We start from the raw sequence: 22,139 nt of genomic DNA on the forward strand, positions 1-22,139 counted from the left end.
ATGATTTATTTATAGTATTAAAAACAATAACAAGGACCTTCGGAATATGGAATCTGCTGCATTATTAAAAAGAGTTGATGAGTTACCTCGTTTACCCAAAGCCGTTAGTGAATTGTTAGATGCGGTTAATAATGAAAATACCACCGTTAAGAGCATTTCTGCCAAAGTGGCCCAAGATCCCCTTATCAGCGCTAGAGTATTGAGATTAGCTAATTCAGCTCATTTTGGTCGCAGTCGTGAAGTAGGTTCGATTGACGAAGCTGTGATTCGTTTAGGTATGCAAACGTTGCGGACGTTGGTGATTGCTTCTGCGGTTATTGGTGCTATTCCTGATGTAGAAGGTATCGATTTAGCCGAATTCTGGGGTGAAACTTTTGAAGTCGCCCTGTATGCACAAGAAGTAGCCAAGCGTTGTGGCGTCGCACCAGATGAAGCTTTTACATGCGCAATTTTACACAATATTGGTGATTTGCTAATCGCTTTTGTTGAGCCTTCGATTTCAGCACAAATTAGAGCTGCTGTCGCTGAAGGGGCTGATAAGCAAAAGCTTGAAACGAGCTTATTAGGTTTTGACTCACCCTCTGTTGGTGCCTTACTTGCTAAAACATGGAAATTTACTCCGGCTCTAGTACAAGGGATCGAATATCAACGTGAACCGCTTAATGCTAAGCCAGCTTCTAAGTTGGCTGCTGTTATCTATTTGTCGCACGAGGTATTTGCACATTGGAATGATCAACGAGATGATGAATCTTTTACCGCTTGGTTGGCAGCCATCACTAATAACAAAGCGGGTATGATCAAAATGGATATGGCTGGGCTAGGCGAGAAGCTCCTTGAGCTAAGAGGTAAAGGGCTAGAAATAGGTAAGCAATTAGCCTAGTTACAGTTAACACTCTTAACCATTAAGCTCTGTCTATACAGAGCTTTTTTAGGCTTGATTGTTAATCCATTCGCTCATGACCACATGAGTTTTAATTTTGACGATGTCAGCTTGAGCATCAATAAATTCACGGATCTCATGCAATCGTTGCATTGAATTTGCATGCACATAAACCAATAAATCCATGTCGCCAGTAATGCCTTGGCAAGTTATCACTTCCGGTATGGTGGTGAAAATATGGATGACTTCGGCGCAACGGGCGCAACGATGTTGAATTTCAAAGTATGCCGACACACCTTGTTTTTGCGACTCACTCAGTAAAACCTGATAACCACGGATAACACCCGTTTGTTCTAATTTCTTAATTCGTTCGGTTACAGCACTACGCGACAAACTCACTTGCTCAGCAATAAACGAAATACTCTGTCGAGCATTGTGGCGTAATTCGTTTATAATCGCTTTATCAAATTTATCCAATGATTTATATCCCGATAATTGTGTGTCACAGCTACGTTCTGTCATTATGACGGGAAGTTGCCTTTAATCCGTCATATTGTCGGTTTAGCAAGACAACTTGAGCTCACTAACCCGCAGAATGTTTTACTGTTTGGCCTTATAATATCGCAATATATCACAGCAAGAATAAGATAATGAATCAAATGACCGCAACAATAGGACGCTGGCAAGGTGCTGGCTTAATGGCCACCACATTGCTAGGCACAGGGGTATTTATTTTACCGCAAATGACCATTGAGGTAGCGGGCTCTGGTTCGCTATTAGCATGGTTATTATTAACGGTAGCAATTATCCCGGTCGCATTAGTATTTGGTTTGTTAGCGAGTCGATTCCCACATGCTGCTGGCCCTGCTTATTTTATAGAAAAAGCATTTGGTGCTACAGCGGGTCGAACTATCGGGCTGATCTTTTTATTAGTGATCCCCATCGGCGCGCCTGCTGCAATTTTAATGACCTTTCAATTTTTAGAAGCATTGATATCAATTTCTGGGCTAGGTCAATTAGTCGCAGAGTTATTAATTGTGGCTGTGTTATTGCTGCTTAATATTAAAGGTATTCAGGTGTCGGCAAAATTACAGTTTGCATTAACCTTATTGATTGTATCGGTAGTAGCAATATTATTTGGTGCCAGCGGATTAAACGTCGATCAGTTAGAAACCTTTGCACACAGTAGCCATCCGCAATTTAGTGGCGTGATGTTGGCAATGGGTATTGGTTTTTGGAGTTTTCTAGGCATTGAAGCCATGACACATCTTGCCAGCGACTTCCGCCAACCCGATAAAGATTTGTTGCCTGCAATGATGATGGGCACCGTATTAGTGGGCGTTATTTATTTAGCCTGTACTTTTTTATTGCTAATGGTACCAACAGAAGGTGATGGCTTAGCGATGATATCGGCGTTTGATTATTTATTATCGAATACTTTTTTGGGCGGATATGGCGCGTATATCATCGGAGTATTGGGCATCGCTAGCGGGTTAGCAACAGTGAATGTGTATGCTGCTAGTGCCGCACGTTTATTGTGGAGCTTCAGTAAAGAGGGCATTTTGCCGCGCTATTTTGATAAATTAAACCCACACGGTGTGCCGTTTAGAGCCTTGTTTGCCATTTTGGGTGCCATGGCGGTGGTGATTATCGTGACCTTTTATAGCACTCAAGAATTAGAAGACTTGATCGCTTGGAGTAATGGCGTGTTTGTGATTATTTACTTATTGGCGATGTTGTCTGCGGCTAAGTTACTCAGCAAGCGGTATCTACCATTAGTGATTGCAGGTTGTTTGTTTTGTGTTGGTTTGGGCATCGCACTGGGCAGTAATATGATTTACGCCATTGTATTGGTGTTGGTTGTCGCCCCTTTTATGTGGTGGCAAAAAGCCCACCTAACGCGTAAGTATTTACTCAATAATAGCCAAGGCTAATTGGCTATTATTTAGCGCGTTTCCATGGCGATATTGCGCATTTGAATCAGCTCACTGTGCTTTAAGTGGAGTAAATCAGCTGTGCGACGAATAATTTGGTCTTCATATTGCGACAATTCACCATCGGAATACGCTAGTTGCCACATTGAAAGTAGTAATTTTTGTTTATCATCAATACTAAATTGAGCATTAATTTCGGCGGTAAACTCAAATAGAGATGTGGCATTTTTACGGCTTTGTTTTGCCTCTTCTATAAGGGTTATCGCTTCTTCTGAGTTAATGCCTAACGTGTTTATGAGCATTTCAGGCAGTAAAGCAGCTTCAGCAGCAGCCAAATTTTCGTCGGCATACACAACCTCTTGCAATAGGGTTGCCGCAGCAAGGTTGAGGTTTTTCTGTTTATCTTCTGGGCTACTTTCTTGAGTATGAGATTGGAGAAATTGCTTTAGTTTGGCGATCATAATTATTCTGTCCAATGTTACTATTCATTTTTTATGCTAGCAAAAATGCTAATCCCAAGCGAATGGCTTGGGATTAAATAATGTTAACGCAAGATGTTATGGCTGGTGATATGCCGTCTTACAGTTTGATTATAAGACTGAACCTAAGCCTTTCATTAATAAATCAACTGTACCGTCACCACCACTCTGTTGGAGATAGTTTTTAGCGATATCAACCATAGGGGTAATATATTCTTTTGAGATACCAAGCTTTTCAAAAGCATCATATACCATTGCGCTACCTTGTAACGCAGAACCTAAATTACCTGCTTGTGATAATAATCCTGACATACCACTGTCTGATGATAATGCCGGAACTGCAGCCAGTAGACCGTCTGCATTAGGGATGCTGTCGCTTAATTGACTGAAATCATTTTCACCTAAATTTGTTTGAGCCAAGCTAAGTAGTGAGCCTAACCCGCCTTCAGCTTGGGTTTGAGATAAGCCAAGTTGAGACATAACGTCACCCACTAAAGCACTTGATTGCTCTGTTGTTTCAGATTGTTCTATTGTTTCAGACAGTGCAATGGTTTTAGCTTGTTCTGTTACTGGTTTTTTAGTTATTTCAGCCACGTTGTCTAACCAGCCCGCAGATGCTGGTGCTGAGAATGCGAAGACGGTAAACAGTACCGGTAATGCGGATGCTAATTTCATAATGAGTGTCCTTTAATGTGGCTCAATGTCTAAACTTAGGCATCATTTTACCCTGATTTACATAAATGCGACAGATGATCGCGATTTTTGCTCATTAGACTTGTGCAAAATGCATTTTTTTTGGGTATCCTAAGCGCAATATTTGTTGTTAATAGATTACTGGAACCCACATGTCATTGTTTGCAATTTTGACTGAAGCATTTAACTTTTTTCGAAACCACATCCGTCAGCTTGCCGTACTGACTCTGCCATTACTGTTAATCCAAGTCGCTATTCAACTTTGGCTAGGTAATGAAATGTTGCAGGCTGATGCTGAAAACCCTCAATTCGGTGCTGTTCATGCTGCAGCAATGATGGTGCTATTGTTGGTTTTTTCATTTTTAATTGCCGCATTAACCTTATATTTAGAGCTGCGCTCCCAAGGTCACGATCTTGCGCCGGCACAAATATTAAAGGCTAGTTTACCATTTGTACCGCCATTATTACTGGCTGGAGTATTTTCTGGTTTAGCTATTTTAGCGCCAGTGATGATCTTTGCTGCGTTTGGCCCACTATGGTTGATAGGCTTAATCGTGAGCTTGTACTTGTTTTCTCGCCTAGCCTATGTGAACTTTATGGTGGTGGTTGAACGTTTAACACCTTTAGAAGCGATTAAGAGTAGCTTTAAATTCAGTGGCCCAATAACAATTAAAACCATTGCGGTATTATTGCTGTACGTGCCATTGTCTCTATTAGCTGGCATGTTTTCACAAGTCGCGATGCAAGTTGGTTTTCCACTACAACTGGTAGTAGAAGCTACATTTTCGTTCTTAGGTTTGTTTGTTAATATTGCGTTATTTAGATTGTACATGGTTAATCGTAAAACACCGGATGCTGATAAAGCAGAGGGATAAATATTCAATCAACTCGCTAAAAGGAGAAACCATTGTTAAATGATATTGAGTTTATTAATGGTTTCTCTACTGAGTTAAGCGACGATTATCGTTTAGCTAAAAGTTATGTACGCGATATTCCTACCCAAGCGTTAGTCTACATTCGAAGCTTTACCCATAAACTCGCCGCTCAATTAGCGGTTCAGCATGGAGTAACGTTTACCTCAGCAAACTTATATGATCGTATTGAGCAGCTGAATCAGCGACGTGTTATTGATGTTGCCGCAGTGCGGGCGTTACACCGATTACGCAGTGATGGTAATCGCGGCGCACATCCTGAAAAATATCATTTAACTCAAACTCAGCTTGTTAACATCGCGGAAAAGTCGATCCATCAAATTCTGCAGGTAATTGAAAAACTATATCCCTCTCTGCATCCAGGTGTTGCTCCGCATTATCAATTTGAAGCATTTGATTCATTTGCTGGCCGCGATTTATGTTATCGCGCAGTGATGAAAAATGATCCTGAAGCACAGTATTTAGTGGGGATGTCTCTTAAAGCCAAAGGATTAATGCTACAAGAGCAAGAGCGCGCGTTGGCACAAACCACTGACGATTCACTCTTAGCAAGTTCAAATTCAAGTTCAGCATCATCAAGCTCAACATCCTCAAGTTCAAATTCAGCTGAATCAAACACTCCAAGCCTAATATCAACCACGGTTGAACAAACGTCAGCGGATGTATTTGCCCAAGCAGCACATTGGTTTCATATTGCATCAGCTCATCATCAAGCGGCATTGTTTGAGCATGGTGTGAGCTTATTGCACGGCTATAGTGGTGCGGAAAATCCTGCGACGGGCGAGGCGTTTATTGCGCAAGCTGCAGCACAAGGTATTGTTAATGCGCAGGCCTTGTTAGGTTTCTTTTATCTGGTGGGCAGTGATCAATTTGAAGTGGATATTAATCAAGCCGAAACATTGCTGACATTAGCCGCTAATGCAGAAGATGCTGAAGCAATGTCAAACCTTGGGGTGCTGTTTTATCAAAACCAACAATTTGAACAAGCTTACTTATGGATAAATAAAGCAGCGCAAACCGGTTACCCGCATGCACAATATCATTTGGCACTGATGCTTGAACAAGGTGAAGGATGCCAAATTGATCTCGCTACGAGCCAACAATGGATGCAAGAAGCCGCCGAACAAGGTCAGTTGGATGCGATGTTACGTTGCAGCAGTGATATCTTGCACGATGATGACGCTAGCCAAGAGCAACTTAATATTGCTGAACACTATTTGCATGAAGTGATTAAATACGGCCGTAATGTCACCGCGATGATTGAACTGAGTGTCGCCTTAGCCGACGGGATTTTAGGCCGTATCGATGTGGTACAAGCAGCATATTTACTACAACAAGCTAATTTGCACGCCAACGAGATTCAGCGCCAGGTCATCGAGCCGCTTTGGCAGTCGTTACAGATGCAAATTGACAGTGTGATTGCGCTTAATCCAACGGAAGATGAGTTAGCTACCTTGCAACAGGCAAAGTGCTTACTCGCGTAAATGACATTTGCTTTGTTATGGTTGTGTTTAAGCTGGGGTTGTTACGCAGTGATGACTCACGCTAGATAAGTGTGTAGCGCGTCTCTTCAATTCGCTTTAGTTAGAAACAATGCCTAATATTTAACTGATATATATTCAACATATCTCAACCTGCTTTGAAGCGCTTTGTGGAAAAACTTCACAGCAAGCCTAGCCTTACCATGCTCATACCAATAGAAAAGGTTAACGACAGGTGACAGCAATTAATATAACGACTTTGCCACCGCTTCCTGATGCGCATGCACTGGCTGTGTTATTGCTTGTGTTGCTTGCCCTGTTTCTATTTACCAGAGAATCTATTGCCATTGAGACCTCGAGTCTGTTTATTCTGGCAATGTTGAGCATCGGTTTTACAGTTTTTCCTTACGTCAATTCGCAGGGGCAACATCTTGAAGCGTTGCAGTTTTTCAGTGGTTTTGGCCATGAAGCGCTGGTGGCTGTGTGTGCCTTAATGATTGCCGGAAATGGTTTAGTGCGCACCGGAGCGCTAGTACCTCTTGGGCGAATTCTGGCGCGCTTATGGCTTGTTAGCCCAGCATTGAGTATGTTGCTGACCTTGCTGGTTGGCGCTTTTCTGAGTGCATTTGTTAATAATGTACCGATAGTCGTACTGCTGCTTCCTATTCTAATCAGTGTATCGCTGCGAACCGGAGAGCCAGCTTCGGGGATGTTAATGCCAATGGGATTTGCCACTCTGGTTGGAGGCATGAGTACCAGTATTGGCACCTCGACTAATTTGTTAGTTGTTTCAGTTGCTGCAGATATGGGCTTAAGAAGACTGCAGATGTTTGATTTTTTTGTACCGGCAGCAATCGTTGCCGCTATTGCTATTGTTTATTTATGGTTGATTGCGCCACGCTTACTGCCTGCTCGTAAGGCCATACTCAGCGATACCTCCCCAAGAATATTTACTGCCCAACTGGTTATATTGGAAGACGGTTTTGCAGTCGGTAAGACATTAACCGAACTGATTGAAAAGAGCTCAGGTTTGCTGGAAGTATCACGGATTATGCGGGGCACTGGAACCTATGTTGTACCGTTGCCCGATGCGCAAATTCAGGCTGGGGATCGGTTGATGGTGAATGACACTCCGGAAAATTTGAAGGAACTTGAAAGTGCTCTGGATGCCATGCTCTATGTCGGAGATACGCCTGTTGATGAAGAGCATCCATTATCCGGTGAGGGACAGCAGATTGCCGAAATAGTCGTCATGCAAGGTTCACCTTTGCTTGGTATGACCTTGAGGCAACTTAACTTTTATGATCGTTATCAATTAATGGTGCTGGCAATACATCGAGAGGGAAACTCAGTAGAGACGCTGCGTGAAAAAATAGCACAGGCCCGTTTGCGCATTGGTGATGTTCTTTTAGTGCAGGGAGATCAAGATACCATTGGCGAAATCAAACGTGCTGGAGAGCTATTAGTGCTTGATGCCACCGCAGATCTTCCGTACACGGATAAAGCGGTAACGGCTTTACTGATTATGGCGGCAATTATTCTTGTGTCTGCATTTGGGGATGTTCCCATTGCGATAAGCGCCGTAGGTGGTGTGCTGCTTATGCTGGTCACACGCTGCCTAACCTGGCGTCATGCTTCTATGGCGCTAAGTACTCAGGTCATTTTGATTGTGGCGGCGAGTTTGGCTATGGGATCGGCATTATTAAAAACCGGTGGTGCAGAGTATTTAGCACAAGTCTTTGTCGCGTTAACCGCAGGGGCTTCTCCGGCGGTTATTGTATCTGGACTGATGTTGCTAATGGCCATTATGACCAATATTGTGTCCAATAATGCTGCGGCAGTCATAGGCACACCTATTGCTATCAGCATTGCGCAGCAACTGCAGGTTAACCCTGAACCTTTTGTTATTGCGGTGCTATTTGGTGCAAATATGAGTTATGCCACCCCTATGGCTTATAAGACTAACCTGCTGGTAATGCATGCGGGCGGCTATAAATTTACCGATTTTGTCCGAGTGGGCGTTCCACTAACGATTATCGTTTGGCTGAGTTTATCGCTATTACTGCCAGTCATGTATTCGCTTAGCTGGTAATCTTTGAAGTGGCTGTTTATTCTTTATTGGCTACGGCCACTAACGTAGTTGGTTCTGACCATTTCAAAGCTAGTTATGTAAATCATTTATGCAGTAAAGTGAGTTAGCAAGGTACATCAGGGAAAGGCAATAATCGAAAAAGATGAAAGCTAACAAAACCCACCTTAAAAGGTGTAATCAGAACAGGAAATTAGCCAAAAGATTGTACAAAATACCACTACCGTTAAAAAGCGAATTCCTATAGCATCTTACGTTAAGAAAAAAGTTACCCGTTAACTTGGATGTGGCTTCGACCAAGTCCAACAAGCGATTTATGCGTCGCAAACAGCGCAACTCATAAATACTAAAACGTTAACTCTTAATCATGAAAAGGACATCATCATGTTTCCAATGGAATTTTACATCCTCCCTGAAGAGCTCTTCCGACTAGGTAATTCCACAAGTCCAAAGCTTGCCAATGTACGCGCTAGAGACGTAGATATAATCGAAATTAACGGTATTAAGGTTATTATCGCAAACGGTAAAGGCATTAGCGTCTTTGATAAGGTTGGGATCAACGAATCGCCAATGACAGGTTGGGCGTGGCGATTCGCTCCTAACACTAGGCCTCCGGTTGGTTTAAAGATGGTTCAGGATAAACCCCATCACTATTGTATTTCACCGGCGTGTAATATGCCTGTTGATAAATACAAAGGATTACTTGAAGAAATGGCATTGATTGCCACTCGGGTGTTCAAAAAAGAAGGCAAATTTGCATGAGTAGTATTCAACTCGATTTAACCGCTTCTGAAGCCAAAATTATTCTTGAGGCTCTGACAGAAATGGAAGCCAAGATGACTGCCATCTGCGAAACCTCTGTAGATGAAGATGAGGTTGCTGATGTTGGAAATGACCTCATTGAGGTTCGGCTGCTGCTAAACCCTCTCAAGAAGCAAGCAATTACTCAGTTTGGTGAAAATGTAATAAATTTTTCTCGAGAGCTACTATAAAGTTAACAAACAAAGTCACTGCGACCAAATACTCTTCACTTCGTTTTCGTGCCGAAAAATGCTCTCACAAAAACAAAGCTCCGGTATTTGGCGCGTGCTTTGGACGTTACCCATAGAAATTTTAATCCGAAACTCACGAACTAGAGTTAGGAATCTAACGCACTTTTGTCCATAAATGCGTCAAATACCTTGCCTGAAAATGGATAAATTCAACTCTGAACTTGTGGCCGTTGAAGACTCTTTATAAAAGAATGCGTGAGCCTGACAAGACGTCAGGCTAGCTTTCGCGGTACAGGATGTACCATCGGAAGCGTTAGCATTTTCATTCTTTATTACAAGATAGGCCGAAGACGGTTACAGATGAAGTCAAAAGCTGGATCAATCCCCATGGCAATTTTTTCGCTGTTCAGAAAATGTTGCGGGGCGGTTGGGAGTTCCAAGAGGGAACTGCCGTTGGTTTCCTCTTGGTCTGGTGTGGGTGAAGCGCCACGACGTTAGTGGCCGCAGGCCATCTCTTAAATACACTTTTGTCCAAAAATCAGCAAGCGTATTAGCTTTTATCATTTGCACAATGGTCGCTCTTTCATATCTCGATAATCGCCAGCCAGTTCGGTAATCTAGCAGTGTGCGATGGATGAAATGTCATTTCAGGCTTAAAGTTCAAGCTTAAAGTTCAGGGCTAAATAGTGGTGCACCTAACCACGGAATATAGTTGATTTGTTTTATCTAAGGCTATGAAAAAAATACTAAAAAAACGGCCAGCGTTGTGCTGGCCTTAATGTTGTTTAAGTGTTTAAGTGTTTATGGCGTTGTTAGGCGAATGCCTACTGAATGGATTAATTTAGGACATCAGTGAGGGATTTACTGCCATTAAATAATTCAAAGACTTTGCCGCCTAGCTGTGGTTTTCCTACAGCGTAAGTCAGTGCGCGAGCAACATCTTCTCTGTGAATGGTCATTTTTTCTTTGCTGCTCGGCCGTTGGGTTTGGACTTTACCTGTGGCACGATCATCGGTTAATGAACCCGGTCTAAATATAGTGTAGTTAAGGCCACTGCTGATCAAGTATTCGTCGGCCATGTGTTTGGCAACTAAGTAAGGCTTCATTTGTTCTGAGCCTTGGTCGGGATCGTCAGCGCCGATAGAGCTAACCATAATGAAATGTGACACATTAGCCGCTTTTGCGTAATCAATAGCTTTACAGGCTGCCCATAAATCAATGAGCATGGTTTTGTCTGCGCCTGTTTTGCCACCTGATCCAGCGCTAAAAATGACCTGATCGCAATCGTTAAATGCTTGGCTAAAGTCCTGTTCTAAATCCGCTTCAACTATGTCTAGCTTCTTATCACTGGCGATATCAGCCAATTTATTTTTATCTCGCACTAATGCTATGACTGATTGGCCATCTGCTAATAGCTGCTTTGTCGCCATGTTACCGATCTGTCCGCTTGCGCCTAAAATGAGTGTCTTGTTCATTTTATCTTCTCCTCAGTATCGAATTTTTGGCTTATATTACTGGCAAATGTTGCAGCATCGTTTGCTACTCTATTTGCCCGCCTTCTAATAACATTGGGGTTTGATCTGTGCTATTCAATGCCTAAGAGGTGACTAGTGTTTAGCCGCTCTTTATGTTTTACATAAATAATAAACATAGCAAGCCGATATTTTTGGCGAATATTTAAGGTTTTACCGGCTTAGATATCGTTAATAGCTTGCAGGAATGACTACTAATGACGGTAATCCTAAGATAAACATAGCCAATACCAATTTGGAACAATGGCTAGAAGCGGTAAGGTTGTCACTAAACGCATCTAACGGTTAGTTAATCTGCCTGATGCTCAAATGTGCGACCAGTGTGTTGAGTTTGATTCGATTTAGGTCGGCTAAACATATCTGCGTAAGGCGCTGCTTGTTCGCGCTGAACATCAGCGCTGTCTTGGTAGATATCACCTTGTTGAGCTTGCGACTGGTTTCTCTGCAATATTTTTTTACCTAATAGCTGCAAAGTAATAAAGCTTAAAAAGCCCAATAACAATATAAAGGGCAATAGCACAATCGTGGTGAATGCGATGCTAAAAAACATCAGTAATGCCAAAATGGGGTTCATAGCCGAGAATCGACTTTTCAAATTGGCAGTGTGGAATGATTGATTAAATTTCATGATGGCTCCTGAATGCGCTTAGTCTGAAAATAGGTGTCTAAAAAACGTTATCTATAAATCAGTAACGATGACTTAATGTACAGCTTGCAACGTTTTGACATAATATGTCACGTTAAACCTAGTTAATGTGTTAAGTTTGTGAGCGAAAGTCTATTGAGTTAAATCAGTTTGGATTTGAGTTGTATGTAATACATTGCATTTGTGAGCCCGAATGAAGTTTATTCATCACACGGATAATACAAAAGAGTAAATCGACACTAGGTGTAGGAATACTGTTTATAAAATACTTTTAGTGATTAGTTACTTTCGCGGTCATGTTTTAACGGCTGTTTTGATGGCCAATAGGTGAGTCAATACTAACCTGTTATTTTTCAACTTTAGTTATGGTAGCCCTGCTTTAGCTATGATAGTTCTGCAGATTTGGCATGACTTAAACAAGATTGCTGATTCGAGTTTTCTCGTTCAATATTTGGATGTTGATGATAAATATTATCCTTAGGATTAGCTGTTGAAAGAGGTGATGATGCAGCATGATGCTGGCGCATGTATTGGCGTCTTAACAGTGTCATACCGATGAAACCTACAAACACAAACAGTAATATTAACGGTAACAATAGCAAGCCGCCGATCAAGACGGTAACAACCGTTGTTAATGCAGCCAATGGTCGCATTTTTTGCAGGCGTTGCATTATTTTGTGAGTGTAAATTGATCTGAACATCCTCTGATCTCCGAGGGTTTACTCTATGAGATAGTCCATCAGGTTGGCTTGATGGACTATCTATTATCTAGTCGTTTTATTTGAGTGTTGAGTAAGCTAAAAGTTCAATGTCAGTTATTGGGTTTACTAATATGTTGGTTCGCTATGGCTTTATCGACGCTGCTGAAAATAATATTGCGAAACCATTGATGCCCAGGTTCTTGATTATTTCGTTCATGCCATAAGAAAACATACGCCATCGGCATAAATTCAAAAGGTAAGGGAATGGACACCAGCGAATATAATTTTTGTGCATGGTTAGCAAAGCTAGAGGGCAAGGTAAAAATTAAATCGGTATGGGCACAAACACTGGCAGCACCATAAAAGTCTGGCACAGTTGTCGATAGGTTACGGTGTAAGCCTAAGTTGGCTAAGTGGTAATCTAGTGCCCACCAATCGTTACCTTCACATCTTACCTGTACATGAGACATGTTAAGGTAGTGAGCTTGATCCCAGCGACCATCTTTTACAGCTTGTAAAATAGGATGATTTTTACGCACTAAGCAAACTTGATGGTCGTTAAATAATATTTGCGATTCGATACCTTCAGGTACTTTGTCAATATTGACATCGGTTTGAGGCAGAATATCTCGACCTGCAATGCCAAAATCTATTTGTCCTTGCTGTAGGTCTTGCATGGATTTTTCGGTCCAAACATAGGAATCTAATTTTATTAACGGTGCCTGTTGTAATAATGGTCCGATAAAATAGGGTATTAAGGTTTCATAAGCACTTTCGACCATCGAGAATGAAAATTGGCGGTTACTCGTCGCCGGATGAAAATTTGGCGGTTGCGTGAGCTTATACAAGTTTTGTAATACTAACGGCAGTTGTTGTCTTAATGCATCAGCATGTGCGGTTGGTTTTAAGCCGTGTGCTGTGCGTTGAAACAGTGGATCGTCTAGTGTTTCTCGCAACCGATTTAAGCTTTTACTGACAGCAGATTGACTCACATGCAAGCGATGGGCAGCCCGAGTGACGCTTTGCTCCTCAAGTAATACCTGTAGAATGACTAATAGATTAAGATCGATTCGAGCAAGGTTGTCTAAATTCATGTGATATTCTCAAATGGAAATTCACTTCGGATTTTATATCATTTTCATTCATACCTCCATTTGACTTATTATAGCGCCCTATTAAGGGTGACCTTTGTGTATTAAAAATTTGAGAGAAAGAAGTTTATGCGTCGTAACTTATTGCCATTGTTAATGTTTATGGTGCTTTTGAGCCCATTAGCTATTGATATTTATCTGCCGTCTATGCCTGCAATGGCGTTGGAGTACGGTGTATCTAACAGTGAAGTACAGTCCACCTTAGTGTTATTTTTATTTGCAATGGGCGTAGGACAAATTCTAATTGGCCCGTTAGCTGACCGTTTTGGCCGTAAACCTGTCGCGTTATTCGGAATTGTACTTTATGGCATTAGCAGTTTATTAGGTGCTTACGCGGTTGAGTTTGAATGGTTGCAGATAGCTCGCGTTTTTCAAGGCTTAGCGGCATGTTCAACCTCTATAGTGGTATTTAGTGCGGTACGTGACTGCTATTCCCGCAAAGAAAGTGTGTCGATGTACAGTTATCTAAATGGTGCAATTTGTGTGGTTCCGGCACTGGCTCCAACATTTGGTGGCTTATTAGCATTACAGTTTGGTTGGCGTTCTACCTTCATTTTTATGGCTTTGTATGCCATTTTTGTATTGTTTTTGGTAGGGTTCCGTTTTCCGGAAACACGTCCGTTAAATACCGACAGTACAGGGCCTTTATACCGTTGGAGCCGCTATAAGCCGGTTATTGGCGACCCTCATTTTATGTTTTATGCCAGTTGTTGCATGATCGCGATGGCATCAATTTTATGTTACGTATCTTATTCACCAGTATGGTTAATTGGTCATTTAGGCATTTCAGAATTAACTTTCAGCGGTTTATTTGGCCTTAATGCTGCGGTAAATATTGCAGCGTGTTTTGCTGCTCCAGTGTTGGTTAAGCGTATTGGTAACCGTCCGGGAGTGGTCGTGGCATTATCGTTGATGTTGCTTGCTGCTGTTATCGAAGCCGCGATGTACTTTGCTGGCCCCCAAGAAGGATTAGCCGCCGCAATAGCGTTTATGGCTCCGATGATGATTTTGTGTGTTGGCTTTGCTGTTTTACTTGGCCCTGCAACCAGTATGGCGTTGTCGGCTTTCGGTGAGCGAGCAGGCACGGCGACGGCGATGTTAGGTTGTATTCAAATGAGTGGGGCATCAATACTGACGGCGTTGATCCAACTAACCGATATACCAGCACCCTATGCGATAGCTGTTGTGATGGGGGGCTTTAGTGCAGTATTGCTGATCATTATTGCAATGAACCGTTTAAGCCATCTGCATCAAGAACAGTTACAACATGACTAATTAGCTTTAGTAATATCACCTTTAACCCGCAGAATGCTAACCACATTCCGCGGGTCTTTTTTTGCCTCAATATGATAAAAATTAGAAACGGGCGTTAATTGCTATGCCAACATTAGTTTCTGAATCACTATTATACTCACCATTATCGAAATAATGTTCTAGTGAAAACTTAGCCGAGAATACATCTGAAAAATGCCAGAAGTAACGTGTATTTAAACCCGTTTCAGTGATGTTGTTGCTGTGGCTACTTTTATTTGAGTCATCAATATTACTGCTGCTTAAATCAGTATTTACATCTGTCCGGTAGTAAGTCGCACCCACTGACCATGCGTTATTGATATACCAATCTGCAAACACTGCAACAGTATAAATGTCATTTTCAAAGTTTATTTTAGAATCTTGCACTATAGTCGGAGTTGAGCCATCAACTTGAGTGAGCATTTCGTTGTTGATATATTGTGGGTTTTGATAACCTACAGCCCCAGTTATAAACACTCCAGCGGTTGATTGTAATGGAATAAAATGTTCGTAAGTTAACGTGATAGCATCAATGTTTTGGCTAAAATATGATTCAAATTCATATTCTAGATATGCGCCATTGTTAGATTCTGATTCTGAGTTGGTAGTGTAGTTCAAGGATAACTTTGAGTGTTCGCTAAAAAAATATCCAGCACTAATCTCGTATGTTGTGATGTCAAATACAGCATCATCTGCATTTAACTGGTTGACTCCAGCCCCCAAAAACCATTTTGAGTCAAAAACGTATTCTCCAGAGATGTTATATAAATCTTGGAAGTCAGTGGTGGCATAACGCGCAGAAACAGTTGAGCCTTGATTAAAGAATCCCGCCAATGCATATGGCTTATCTGCTTGTTCAACCGCTTTAAAATAATAGCGATAATTGGCGTTAACTAGGCCATCCGCTTCACCTGATGAGTCTAAAAAACCGATTTCAGCTTCGTGGTGATAGGTATTATCTTGGGCTGCATATGCAGGGATTGTGGCCAATGCGAGCATTAATGCCACTGACATCTTTGTTCTAGTCATAGTAATGGTTCTTCCTTGAGGTATTATGGTGTAGAGCGAAGCATATTGAACTCAAGTTTACATATTTGCAACAACAGATTTGCAACAAAATAAGACAAAAAATGAGCAGAAGTTATTGTATCTATTGCCAATACCCACAGTCGGCTTGCGTGTGTCATGCGCTCAAACCGGTGACGTCAAATACCGAGGTAGTGGTGATGCAGCATCCATCTGAAGTGGATCATGCTAAGAACACCGTGAGGTTATTGAAACTGGTGATGCCGCAGATGAAAATTTACGTGGGTGAATCTGCCGCGGACTTTATTGAGCTGCAACATTATTTAGCTGCGCAAACGAAGCCGATTTATGTGGTTTATCCAAATGAGCACAGTCAAACTGTAGCCGAGGCTGGAGCGAGTGAGGCTGCGATAATTATTTTAGTCGACGGTACTTGGCGTAAAGCATACCGAATGTTGCAGCTCAATCCGTGGTTACTTAATTACCCGTCACTGCATCTAGAATGTGAAGATGAGTCGCAATATATCATTCGTAAAGCGAAACGTAGCGACAGCTTGTCGACTCTGGAAGCGGTTGCCCACACGTTGATTGCTTTAAATCCAGCGGCTGATATCGCGCCAATATTTGCAGTGTTTAACGCAATGGTGCAACATAAGTTAACGGCTATGCCTGCTCTGGTTCGTGAGCGTTATAATGGTGATAAAATCAAAGGATAGGCAACATGAAACATCGGCTGATAAGCTCAGTTATTTTGCTCGTTACGGCGAGTACATTGGCATTTTTTACAGTAGCTACTGATAAGCCACATAAAAAAATGACCTTAGCTGAAAAAGGTGAACAAGCGCGTCAAGAGTCGGCCGAATTTGAGCAAACACAATTGCAAAAAGCGCGTGAGGCAGCCAAGACGACCTCGGATCGTGAGCAAGAAATATTAGCTAAATCACAGTCAAACGATTGGGAAGCACAGCAGCTCGAAAAAGCCCGTGCTCAATCTGATGAACGTTTAACCCGTCAACAAAAGTATTTACAACAGGCGCAAGAAGCCGCCACTCAAACCCGTAAAATTCCTAAAGACACCAGTATAGAGCCAGTTCAATCTGACTAGTCATGCTGTTGATTGATCCCCTCGGTTTATTTTGGAGTTCACTTTGTCGTCTTGTCCTTTGTGTCACCATGAAACAGCTGCTTTTTCTCAAGATAAAAGTCGTTCCTATGTCCGTTGTCCGCAATGTTTTTTGGTATCGGTTCCTGCAGCATTTTATTTAGATGAAATAGCAGAAAAAGCCCATTATGATTGTCACAATAATGACGTTGCCGATCTAGGTTACCAACAATTTTTATCCCGTACTTTAACGCCATTAATCGCGCGTATTAAACCCGGTGCAATAGGGTTAGATTTTGGCTGCGGAGAAGGTGCTGTATTAAGCCAAATGGCTGTAGCGCAAGGCATTAAGGTGGTTAATTATGATTTATTTTATCACCCAGATACTCTCGCTCTCTCTCAAAAATATGATTTTGTCTGCTTAACTGAAGTGATAGAGCACATTGCCAATGCACAGGCGTTGATGGCGCAATTAAGCACATTATTGTTGCCTGGCGGCATATTAGCGATAATGACCAAACACATACCCAGTTTAGATAAGTTTAACAATTGGTACTATAAAATCGACCCGACTCATATCAATTTCTACTCTATAGAGACCTTCCAATGGGTAGCATTACAACAAGGTTGGCAGCTTGAAATTATCGACAGTGACGTGGTGTTTTTTCACATTCCAACGTCGCCAGCTTAGTCGTGAGTGTTGGGTGTTAATAAATAGATACAATTGACTTGTTAGCAAATCGGTAAAAGATTTAACAAAATTCTCATTTCAAGGTAGTTTTGTTGCACTAATTATTATAATAAATGGAATGAACATGCGCCTGACGTCTGTTGCTTTACTGCTTTCAAGTGTATTTGCCGCCAGTGTTTACAGTACGACTACCGTGGCTAGCGTGCCCAATGCTGCAGAACTAACCGCTCAAGTTGAAAGCAAAGTCATTGCATGGCGCCGCGATTTACATCAACACCCTGAATTATCTAATCGCGAATTTCGCACCAGTAAAGTGATTGAAAAACACCTTAAATCCTTAGGGCTTGAAGTACAGACGGGTATCGCCCATACGGGTGTGGTGGCGATATTAACAGGTGGTAATCCTGGGCCATTAATTGGTTTACGCGCTGATATGGATGCGCTACCCGTTACCGAAGTGGTTGATTTACCTTTTGCCTCTAAAGCGACGGACACTTATCGAAATCAAACCGTGGGTGTGATGCACGCCTGCGGTCATGATACCCATGTGGCTATGCTGATGGGCGTGGCTGAAAACCTCGTAAAAGTAAAAGACAGCCTAGCTGGTGACGTAATGTTTATCTTTCAGCCAGCCGAAGAAGGCGCGCCAGAAGGTGAGCAAGGTGGTGCGGAGTTAATGCTCAAACAAGGCTTATTTGCTAAGCGCAAGCCTGAGCAAGTGTTTGGTATGCATGTCACATCCAGCATGCCTACAGGTATGATTGGTCTACGTTCCGGCCCTGCAATGGCGAGTGAAGACTCATTTACGATTAAGGTCACAGGTAAGCAAACCCATGGCTCACGTCCTTGGAGTGGTGTTGATCCTATCGTGGCCTCGGCACAAATTATTAATAGTGTACAAACCATTATTAGTCGTCAGGTCGATATTACCAAAGCACCCGCCGTGGTGAGTTTTGGGGCCATTAATGGTGGTATTCGATCGAATATTATTCCTGACGAAGTAGAACTTATTGGTACTATTCGTACTTTCGACCAAGATATGCGCGCCGACATTAAAGTTAAATTGGCCCAAGTGGCAGCTAATGCCGCTAAAACAGTTGGCGCCACTGCAGTAACCGTGATCCAACCTGGTTATCCGGTTACGGTTAACAACCCAGAATTAGTCAGCAAAATGCGCCCGGTTATCGCCTCTGTAGTGGGTGACAATATGTTGATTGAGCCAGGACTGATTACCGGTGCGGAAGACTTTTCTTATTACGCATTAGAAACACCAGGGATGTTCTTTTTCTTGGGCGTGACACCTGCTGACCAAGATATCAATAATGTCGCCAGTAATCACTCTCCGGCATTTTATGTTGATGAAAGTGCCCTTAAGGTTGGCGTGCAAACCATGACCCAAATTGCCTTAACAGCATTAAGCGCGGCACAATAGCCCTATTTAAAAACCAATTTTAATAATCCATTTTTAATAAACCATTTTAATAAACCATTGGACGATAGCTCAAAAGGAGCGAGATATGACCCGCAAGATAATGGCGTTGTTGATGACGTTAGGTGTACTGAGTGCACCTAACGTGTCAGCGACACAAGCTGAAGATATTAATAGTTTTACCTTAGATAATGGCATGAAGATTATGGTGTTGGAGGATAGTTCTATCCCTAATGCCAATATGTACATTTTTTGGAAAGTGGGTTCGCGCAATGAAGTACCTGGTATTACCGGTATTTCGCACTTTTTTGAACACATGATGTTTAATGGTTCTAAAAAGTTTGGCCCTAAAATGTTTGACCGCACGATGGAAGCTGCTGGTGGCGCCAACAACGCTTATACCAGTGAAGATTTAACGGTATATACCGACTGGTTTCCAGCAAATGGTCTAGAAACTATTTTTGATTTAGAAGCAGACCGCATCGCCAATTTAGACATCAACCCTGAAATGGTTGAAAGTGAGCGCGGCGTGGTGCAGTCAGAGCGCACCACAGGGCTTGAAAACTCCAACTGGCGTACTATTCAAGAAGCGCTTAAAAGTGTCGCCTTTGCGGCGCATCCTTATAGCTGGTCGGTTATTGGTTATGAGTCGGACATTGCCGCTTGGACATTAGCAGACTTACAGCAATACCATAAAACCTACTACGCCCCTAACAATGCGCTAGTGGTGATTACCGGTGATGTGAAGCTAGCCGAAGTTAAAGCCCTAGCTAATCAGTATTTTGCACCAATTCCAGCTCAAGCTCCACCGAAAGCCGTACGTACAGTTGAACCGCAACAAAATGGTGAACGTCGGGTATTTGTTAAAAAAGAATCGGTAAGCACGCCAAACATTATGTTGGCTTATCATGTACCTGCAACTAGTCATGCCGATTACTATGCATTGGATTTATTAACGTCGATGTTAAGTGAAGGCAATAGCTCACGCTTTTATCAGGCCTTAGTTGATAAGCAATTGGCCGTGGCTGCAGACACGTATATGCCGATGTCGTTCGACCCTAACTTATTTTATATTTTGGGTGTAGCGAATGCGGGAGTCAGCGCCGAGACTTTAGAAAAAGCCCTTATTGAGCAGATTGATCTTATTGCCAACAAAGGCGTGACCCAGCAAGAACTTGAAAAAGTTAAAAATATCAAGTTAATGGACTTTTACCGCACCATGGAAACCATTAATGGTAAAGCCAATACTTTAGGTACATACGAGCTGTATTTTGGCGACTATGCAAAACTGTTTAACGCCCCAGAAGCCTATAACAAGGTCACTCCTGCTGATATTCAACGTGTGGCGCAAACCTATTTAATCAAAGCGAATCGAACTGTCGGTGTGCTCGCTGCTACTGAGGAGTCAGACAAATGAAAACCGTAACTCACACACGTATTAAGATATCGTTATCAGCAATTGCATTAGCGTGTAGCATTGGAATAAGTGGTTGTGCGACCACTCAAAAAAACACTGCCGACTCCGCCAACCCTGTTACCGCTAGCTTTGTTATGCCACGCTACCAATCTGTTACCTTAGACAATGGCTTACAGGTTAAGCTGATGGTGCAAAAAGAAGTGCCATTAGTGACCATTGATGCCGTAGTGAGAGCGGGAGCAGTCAATGATATTACCTCTGGTATGGCTTACATTACCTCACAAAGTTTACTGTTGGGTGCCGCGGGTCAATCAAAGGCCGACATCGAGCAGCAGCTAGATTTTATCGGCGCCAGCATAGACACCAACGCTGATTTAGAAGGCAGTTATATTCGTGCCAATATGATGAGCAAAGATGTTGATACCGTGCTCGATATTTTTAGCCACGTATTGCGCCAGCCAGACTTTGATAGCGCTGAATTTGATAAACTAAAACAGCGCGAAATTGTGGGTTTATCTCAGCAAAAAGAAAGTCCTCGTGCAGTGATTGGTCGCTACTTCAATAAGTTAGTCTTTGGTGATCATCCTTATGCCAATCCGGTATCAGGCAATAGTGACACCATAGCTAAACTTTCTGTTGAGGAGTTACGCGCTTTTCATAAAGGCTACTATCAACCAAGCAACATGACCATTAACGTGGTGGGCGATTTTGATGTTGCCGACATGACCGCTAAACTGAATAAAGCCTTTGGCGATTGGCAGACCACTGAAACCGTGGTTCAGTCAGATTTAAGCCAACATTTACCAACATTAACCCAACCTCATGTACTGTTGGTCGACAAGCCTGACGCAATTGAAACCACCTTTTTAATTGGTGGCGTGGGGATTCGTTATGACAATCCAGACTATGTTGGGTTAACCGTAGTGAACACCATTCTAGGTGGTCGTTTTACTTCATGGTTAAATGATGAATTACGCGTCAATGCCGGATTAACTTACGGTGCCCGTTCTGGTTTTAGCCCTTATGCTCAATCTGGGGTATTCCAAATCAGTACTTTTACTAAGTCATCGACAACTAAAGAAGCCATTGATTTAGCCTTAAAAACCTATGCTCGTTTATGGGGAAAGGGCATTGATCAAACCACTTTAGATTCTGCCAAAGCTTATGTTAAAGGCCAGTTCCCACCTAAGTATGAAACTAGTGGGCAATTAGCTGGTTTATTGTCTGACATGTATCTGTATGGCTTTAATGATGATTTTATTAATCAATTTCAGGCTAAAGTGGATGGACTTACCCTCGCAGAAACTCAGCGTTTGATTAAGCAATATTTCCCACAACAAAACTTACAGTTTGTGTTGATTGGTAACGCTGAAAAAATTGCTGATATTGCGGCGCAATACGGTGAAGTGACTAAAGTTGATATCACTGCGACGGGTTTTGGTCAGTAGTTATTAGTGGGTTAATGACTTATTCAGTTAATGACTTAGTCTGTTAATTGCACTGTAGTATCGTATGATGGCCCACATAAGTGGGCCATTTTTTATGGCTAGATATCATGGTGTCACTGAGTGATTCTATTTGGTTTCTAGGGCAAGATGGTGCAGGCAACATTGGCTATGTTGAGCTTGTGATCTGTTAAGTGTTAAACGCTATTTTGATAAGGGGATGGTT

The 22,139-nt window shown here is 42.2% G+C and carries 22 protein-coding genes; 14 read left to right on the forward strand and 8 right to left on the reverse strand.

The window, feature by feature from the left end:
* Nucleotides 1-46: 46 nt before the first annotated feature.
* Complete coding sequence (locus tag SFRI_RS01485; protein WP_011635773.1) at nt 47-880, forward strand: HDOD domain-containing protein; 834 nt, start codon at nt 47-49, stop codon at nt 878-880.
* A 48-nt stretch (nt 881-928) separates the two neighbouring features.
* Here SFRI_RS01485 and SFRI_RS01490 read toward each other — a convergent pair whose 3' ends face one another.
* Complete coding sequence (locus SFRI_RS01490) at nt 929-1,357, reverse strand: Lrp/AsnC family transcriptional regulator (protein ID WP_041413293.1); 429 nt, start codon at nt 1,355-1,357, stop codon at nt 929-931.
* A 173-nt stretch (nt 1,358-1,530) separates the two neighbouring features.
* Between SFRI_RS01490 and yjeH the strand changes: the two genes are divergently transcribed.
* Nucleotides 1,531-2,814, forward strand: coding sequence for an L-methionine/branched-chain amino acid transporter (gene yjeH / locus SFRI_RS01495; protein WP_011635775.1), 1,284 nt, complete (start codon nt 1,531-1,533; stop codon nt 2,812-2,814).
* An 11-nt stretch (nt 2,815-2,825) separates the two neighbouring features.
* Here the strand turns inward: yjeH and SFRI_RS01500 are convergent, their stop codons facing one another.
* The gene (locus SFRI_RS01500) at nt 2,826-3,275 is read right to left on the reverse strand and encodes a tellurite resistance TerB family protein (RefSeq protein WP_011635776.1); all 450 of its coding nucleotides are present in this window, start codon (nt 3,273-3,275) and stop codon (nt 2,826-2,828) included.
* 129 nt (nt 3,276-3,404) lie between these two features.
* Nucleotides 3,405-3,968: a DUF2780 domain-containing protein gene (locus SFRI_RS01505; RefSeq protein WP_011635777.1), complete on the reverse strand. Its 564-nt coding sequence runs from the start codon at nt 3,966-3,968 to the stop codon at nt 3,405-3,407.
* 170 nt (nt 3,969-4,138) lie between these two features.
* Here SFRI_RS01505 and SFRI_RS01510 point away from each other — a divergent pair, with 170 nt between their 5' ends.
* From SFRI_RS01510 to SFRI_RS01530, 5 genes are all read left to right on the forward strand, one after another.
* Nucleotides 4,139-4,861: a hypothetical protein gene (locus SFRI_RS01510; protein WP_011635778.1), complete on the forward strand. Its 723-nt coding sequence runs from the start codon at nt 4,139-4,141 to the stop codon at nt 4,859-4,861.
* A 32-nt stretch (nt 4,862-4,893) separates the two neighbouring features.
* Nucleotides 4,894-6,402, forward strand: coding sequence for a DUF4145 domain-containing protein (locus SFRI_RS01515; protein WP_011635779.1), 1,509 nt, complete (start codon nt 4,894-4,896; stop codon nt 6,400-6,402).
* Nucleotides 6,403-6,634: 232 nt separating this feature from the next.
* Nucleotides 6,635-8,491, forward strand: coding sequence for an SLC13 family permease (locus tag SFRI_RS01520; RefSeq protein WP_011635780.1), 1,857 nt, complete (start codon nt 6,635-6,637; stop codon nt 8,489-8,491).
* Nucleotides 8,492-8,872: 381 nt separating this feature from the next.
* On the forward strand, nt 8,873-9,250 hold the full coding sequence (locus SFRI_RS01525; RefSeq protein WP_011635781.1) for a Tse2 family ADP-ribosyltransferase toxin: 378 nt from the start codon (nt 8,873-8,875) through the stop codon (nt 9,248-9,250).
* Nucleotides 9,247-9,480, forward strand: a complete 234-nt coding sequence (locus SFRI_RS01530; protein WP_011635782.1) for a hypothetical protein — start codon at nt 9,247-9,249, stop codon at nt 9,478-9,480. Before SFRI_RS01525 ends, SFRI_RS01530 begins: the two co-directional genes overlap by 4 nt.
* A gap of 836 nt (nt 9,481-10,316) precedes the next feature.
* Here the strand turns inward: SFRI_RS01530 and SFRI_RS01535 are convergent.
* The 4 genes from SFRI_RS01535 to SFRI_RS01550 form a co-directional block, all read right to left on the reverse strand.
* A complete protein-coding gene (locus tag SFRI_RS01535) occupies nt 10,317-10,955 on the reverse strand; it encodes an SDR family oxidoreductase (RefSeq protein WP_011635783.1) in 639 nt (212 codons plus the stop codon).
* 346 nt (nt 10,956-11,301) lie between these two features.
* Nucleotides 11,302-11,640: a hypothetical protein gene (locus SFRI_RS01540; RefSeq protein WP_011635784.1), complete on the reverse strand. Its 339-nt coding sequence runs from the start codon at nt 11,638-11,640 to the stop codon at nt 11,302-11,304.
* 401 nt (nt 11,641-12,041) lie between these two features.
* Nucleotides 12,042-12,359 (reverse strand): hypothetical protein, encoded by a 318-nt coding sequence (locus tag SFRI_RS01545; RefSeq protein WP_011635785.1) that lies wholly within the window; start codon nt 12,357-12,359, stop codon nt 12,042-12,044.
* A gap of 110 nt (nt 12,360-12,469) precedes the next feature.
* A complete protein-coding gene (locus SFRI_RS01550; protein ID WP_011635786.1) occupies nt 12,470-13,453 on the reverse strand; it encodes a LysR family transcriptional regulator in 984 nt (327 codons plus the stop codon).
* A 126-nt stretch (nt 13,454-13,579) separates the two neighbouring features.
* On the opposite strand from SFRI_RS01550, the gene SFRI_RS01555 reads away from it, so the two are divergent.
* Nucleotides 13,580-14,785, forward strand: a complete 1,206-nt coding sequence (locus tag SFRI_RS01555) for a multidrug effflux MFS transporter (protein ID WP_011635787.1) — start codon at nt 13,580-13,582, stop codon at nt 14,783-14,785.
* Between the two features lie 81 nt (nt 14,786-14,866).
* Here the strand turns inward: SFRI_RS01555 and SFRI_RS20925 are convergent, their stop codons facing one another.
* Nucleotides 14,867-15,832 (reverse strand): putative porin, encoded by a 966-nt coding sequence (locus tag SFRI_RS20925; protein WP_011635788.1) that lies wholly within the window; start codon nt 15,830-15,832, stop codon nt 14,867-14,869.
* Between the two features lie 101 nt (nt 15,833-15,933).
* Here SFRI_RS20925 and SFRI_RS01565 point away from each other — a divergent pair, with 101 nt between their 5' ends.
* The 6 genes from SFRI_RS01565 to SFRI_RS01590 all read left to right on the forward strand — a co-directional run bounded on the left by SFRI_RS01565 (nt 15,934) and on the right by SFRI_RS01590 (nt 21,916).
* A complete protein-coding gene (locus SFRI_RS01565) occupies nt 15,934-16,545 on the forward strand; it encodes a tRNA-uridine aminocarboxypropyltransferase (RefSeq protein WP_011635789.1) in 612 nt (203 codons plus the stop codon).
* A gap of 5 nt (nt 16,546-16,550) precedes the next feature.
* Nucleotides 16,551-16,934: a hypothetical protein gene (locus tag SFRI_RS01570; protein ID WP_011635790.1), complete on the forward strand. Its 384-nt coding sequence runs from the start codon at nt 16,551-16,553 to the stop codon at nt 16,932-16,934.
* A 43-nt stretch (nt 16,935-16,977) separates the two neighbouring features.
* Nucleotides 16,978-17,622: a class I SAM-dependent methyltransferase gene (locus tag SFRI_RS01575; protein ID WP_011635791.1), complete on the forward strand. Its 645-nt coding sequence runs from the start codon at nt 16,978-16,980 to the stop codon at nt 17,620-17,622.
* Nucleotides 17,623-17,740: 118 nt separating this feature from the next.
* Nucleotides 17,741-19,054, forward strand: a complete 1,314-nt coding sequence (locus SFRI_RS01580) for an amidohydrolase (protein WP_011635792.1) — start codon at nt 17,741-17,743, stop codon at nt 19,052-19,054.
* 100 nt (nt 19,055-19,154) lie between these two features.
* Nucleotides 19,155-20,468, forward strand: coding sequence for a M16 family metallopeptidase (locus tag SFRI_RS01585; protein ID WP_424540187.1), 1,314 nt, complete (start codon nt 19,155-19,157; stop codon nt 20,466-20,468).
* The gene (locus tag SFRI_RS01590; protein WP_011635794.1) at nt 20,465-21,916 is read left to right on the forward strand and encodes a M16 family metallopeptidase; all 1,452 of its coding nucleotides are present in this window, start codon (nt 20,465-20,467) and stop codon (nt 21,914-21,916) included. The genes SFRI_RS01585 and SFRI_RS01590 overlap by 4 nt, the downstream gene beginning before the upstream one ends.
* Nucleotides 21,917-22,139 lie beyond the last annotated feature (223 nt).

This window comes from Shewanella frigidimarina NCIMB 400 (assembly GCF_000014705.1).
In the GTDB taxonomy this organism is placed as follows: Bacteria; Pseudomonadota; Gammaproteobacteria; order Enterobacterales; family Shewanellaceae; genus Shewanella; species Shewanella frigidimarina.

Coding starts and splice junctions, on each gene's coding strand:
- SFRI_RS01525 (WP_011635781.1), top strand. CDS start 8,873: ATGTTTCCAATGGAATTTTACATCCTCCCTGAAGAGCTCTTCCGACTA.
- SFRI_RS01565 (WP_011635789.1), top strand. CDS start 15,934: ATGAGCAGAAGTTATTGTATCTATTGCCAATACCCACAGTCGGCTTGC.
- SFRI_RS01540 (WP_011635784.1), bottom strand. CDS start 11,640: ATGAAATTTAATCAATCATTCCACACTGCCAATTTGAAAAGTCGATTC.
- SFRI_RS01570 (WP_011635790.1), top strand. CDS start 16,551: ATGAAACATCGGCTGATAAGCTCAGTTATTTTGCTCGTTACGGCGAGT.
- SFRI_RS01530 (WP_011635782.1), top strand. CDS start 9,247: ATGAGTAGTATTCAACTCGATTTAACCGCTTCTGAAGCCAAAATTATT.
- SFRI_RS01500 (WP_011635776.1), bottom strand. CDS start 3,275: ATGATCGCCAAACTAAAGCAATTTCTCCAATCTCATACTCAAGAAAGT.
- SFRI_RS01535 (WP_011635783.1), bottom strand. CDS start 10,955: ATGAACAAGACACTCATTTTAGGCGCAAGCGGACAGATCGGTAACATG.
- SFRI_RS01580 (WP_011635792.1), top strand. CDS start 17,741: ATGAACATGCGCCTGACGTCTGTTGCTTTACTGCTTTCAAGTGTATTT.
- SFRI_RS01485 (WP_011635773.1), top strand. CDS start 47: ATGGAATCTGCTGCATTATTAAAAAGAGTTGATGAGTTACCTCGTTTA.
- SFRI_RS01555 (WP_011635787.1), top strand. CDS start 13,580: ATGCGTCGTAACTTATTGCCATTGTTAATGTTTATGGTGCTTTTGAGC.
- SFRI_RS01590 (WP_011635794.1), top strand. CDS start 20,465: ATGAAAACCGTAACTCACACACGTATTAAGATATCGTTATCAGCAATT.
- SFRI_RS01585 (WP_424540187.1), top strand. CDS start 19,155: ATGGCGTTGTTGATGACGTTAGGTGTACTGAGTGCACCTAACGTGTCA.
- yjeH (WP_011635775.1), top strand. CDS start 1,531: ATGAATCAAATGACCGCAACAATAGGACGCTGGCAAGGTGCTGGCTTA.
- SFRI_RS01545 (WP_011635785.1), bottom strand. CDS start 12,359: ATGTTCAGATCAATTTACACTCACAAAATAATGCAACGCCTGCAAAAA.
- SFRI_RS01510 (WP_011635778.1), top strand. CDS start 4,139: ATGTCATTGTTTGCAATTTTGACTGAAGCATTTAACTTTTTTCGAAAC.
- SFRI_RS20925 (WP_011635788.1), bottom strand. CDS start 15,832: ATGACTAGAACAAAGATGTCAGTGGCATTAATGCTCGCATTGGCCACA.
- SFRI_RS01505 (WP_011635777.1), bottom strand. CDS start 3,968: ATGAAATTAGCATCCGCATTACCGGTACTGTTTACCGTCTTCGCATTC.
- SFRI_RS01550 (WP_011635786.1), bottom strand. CDS start 13,453: ATGAATTTAGACAACCTTGCTCGAATCGATCTTAATCTATTAGTCATT.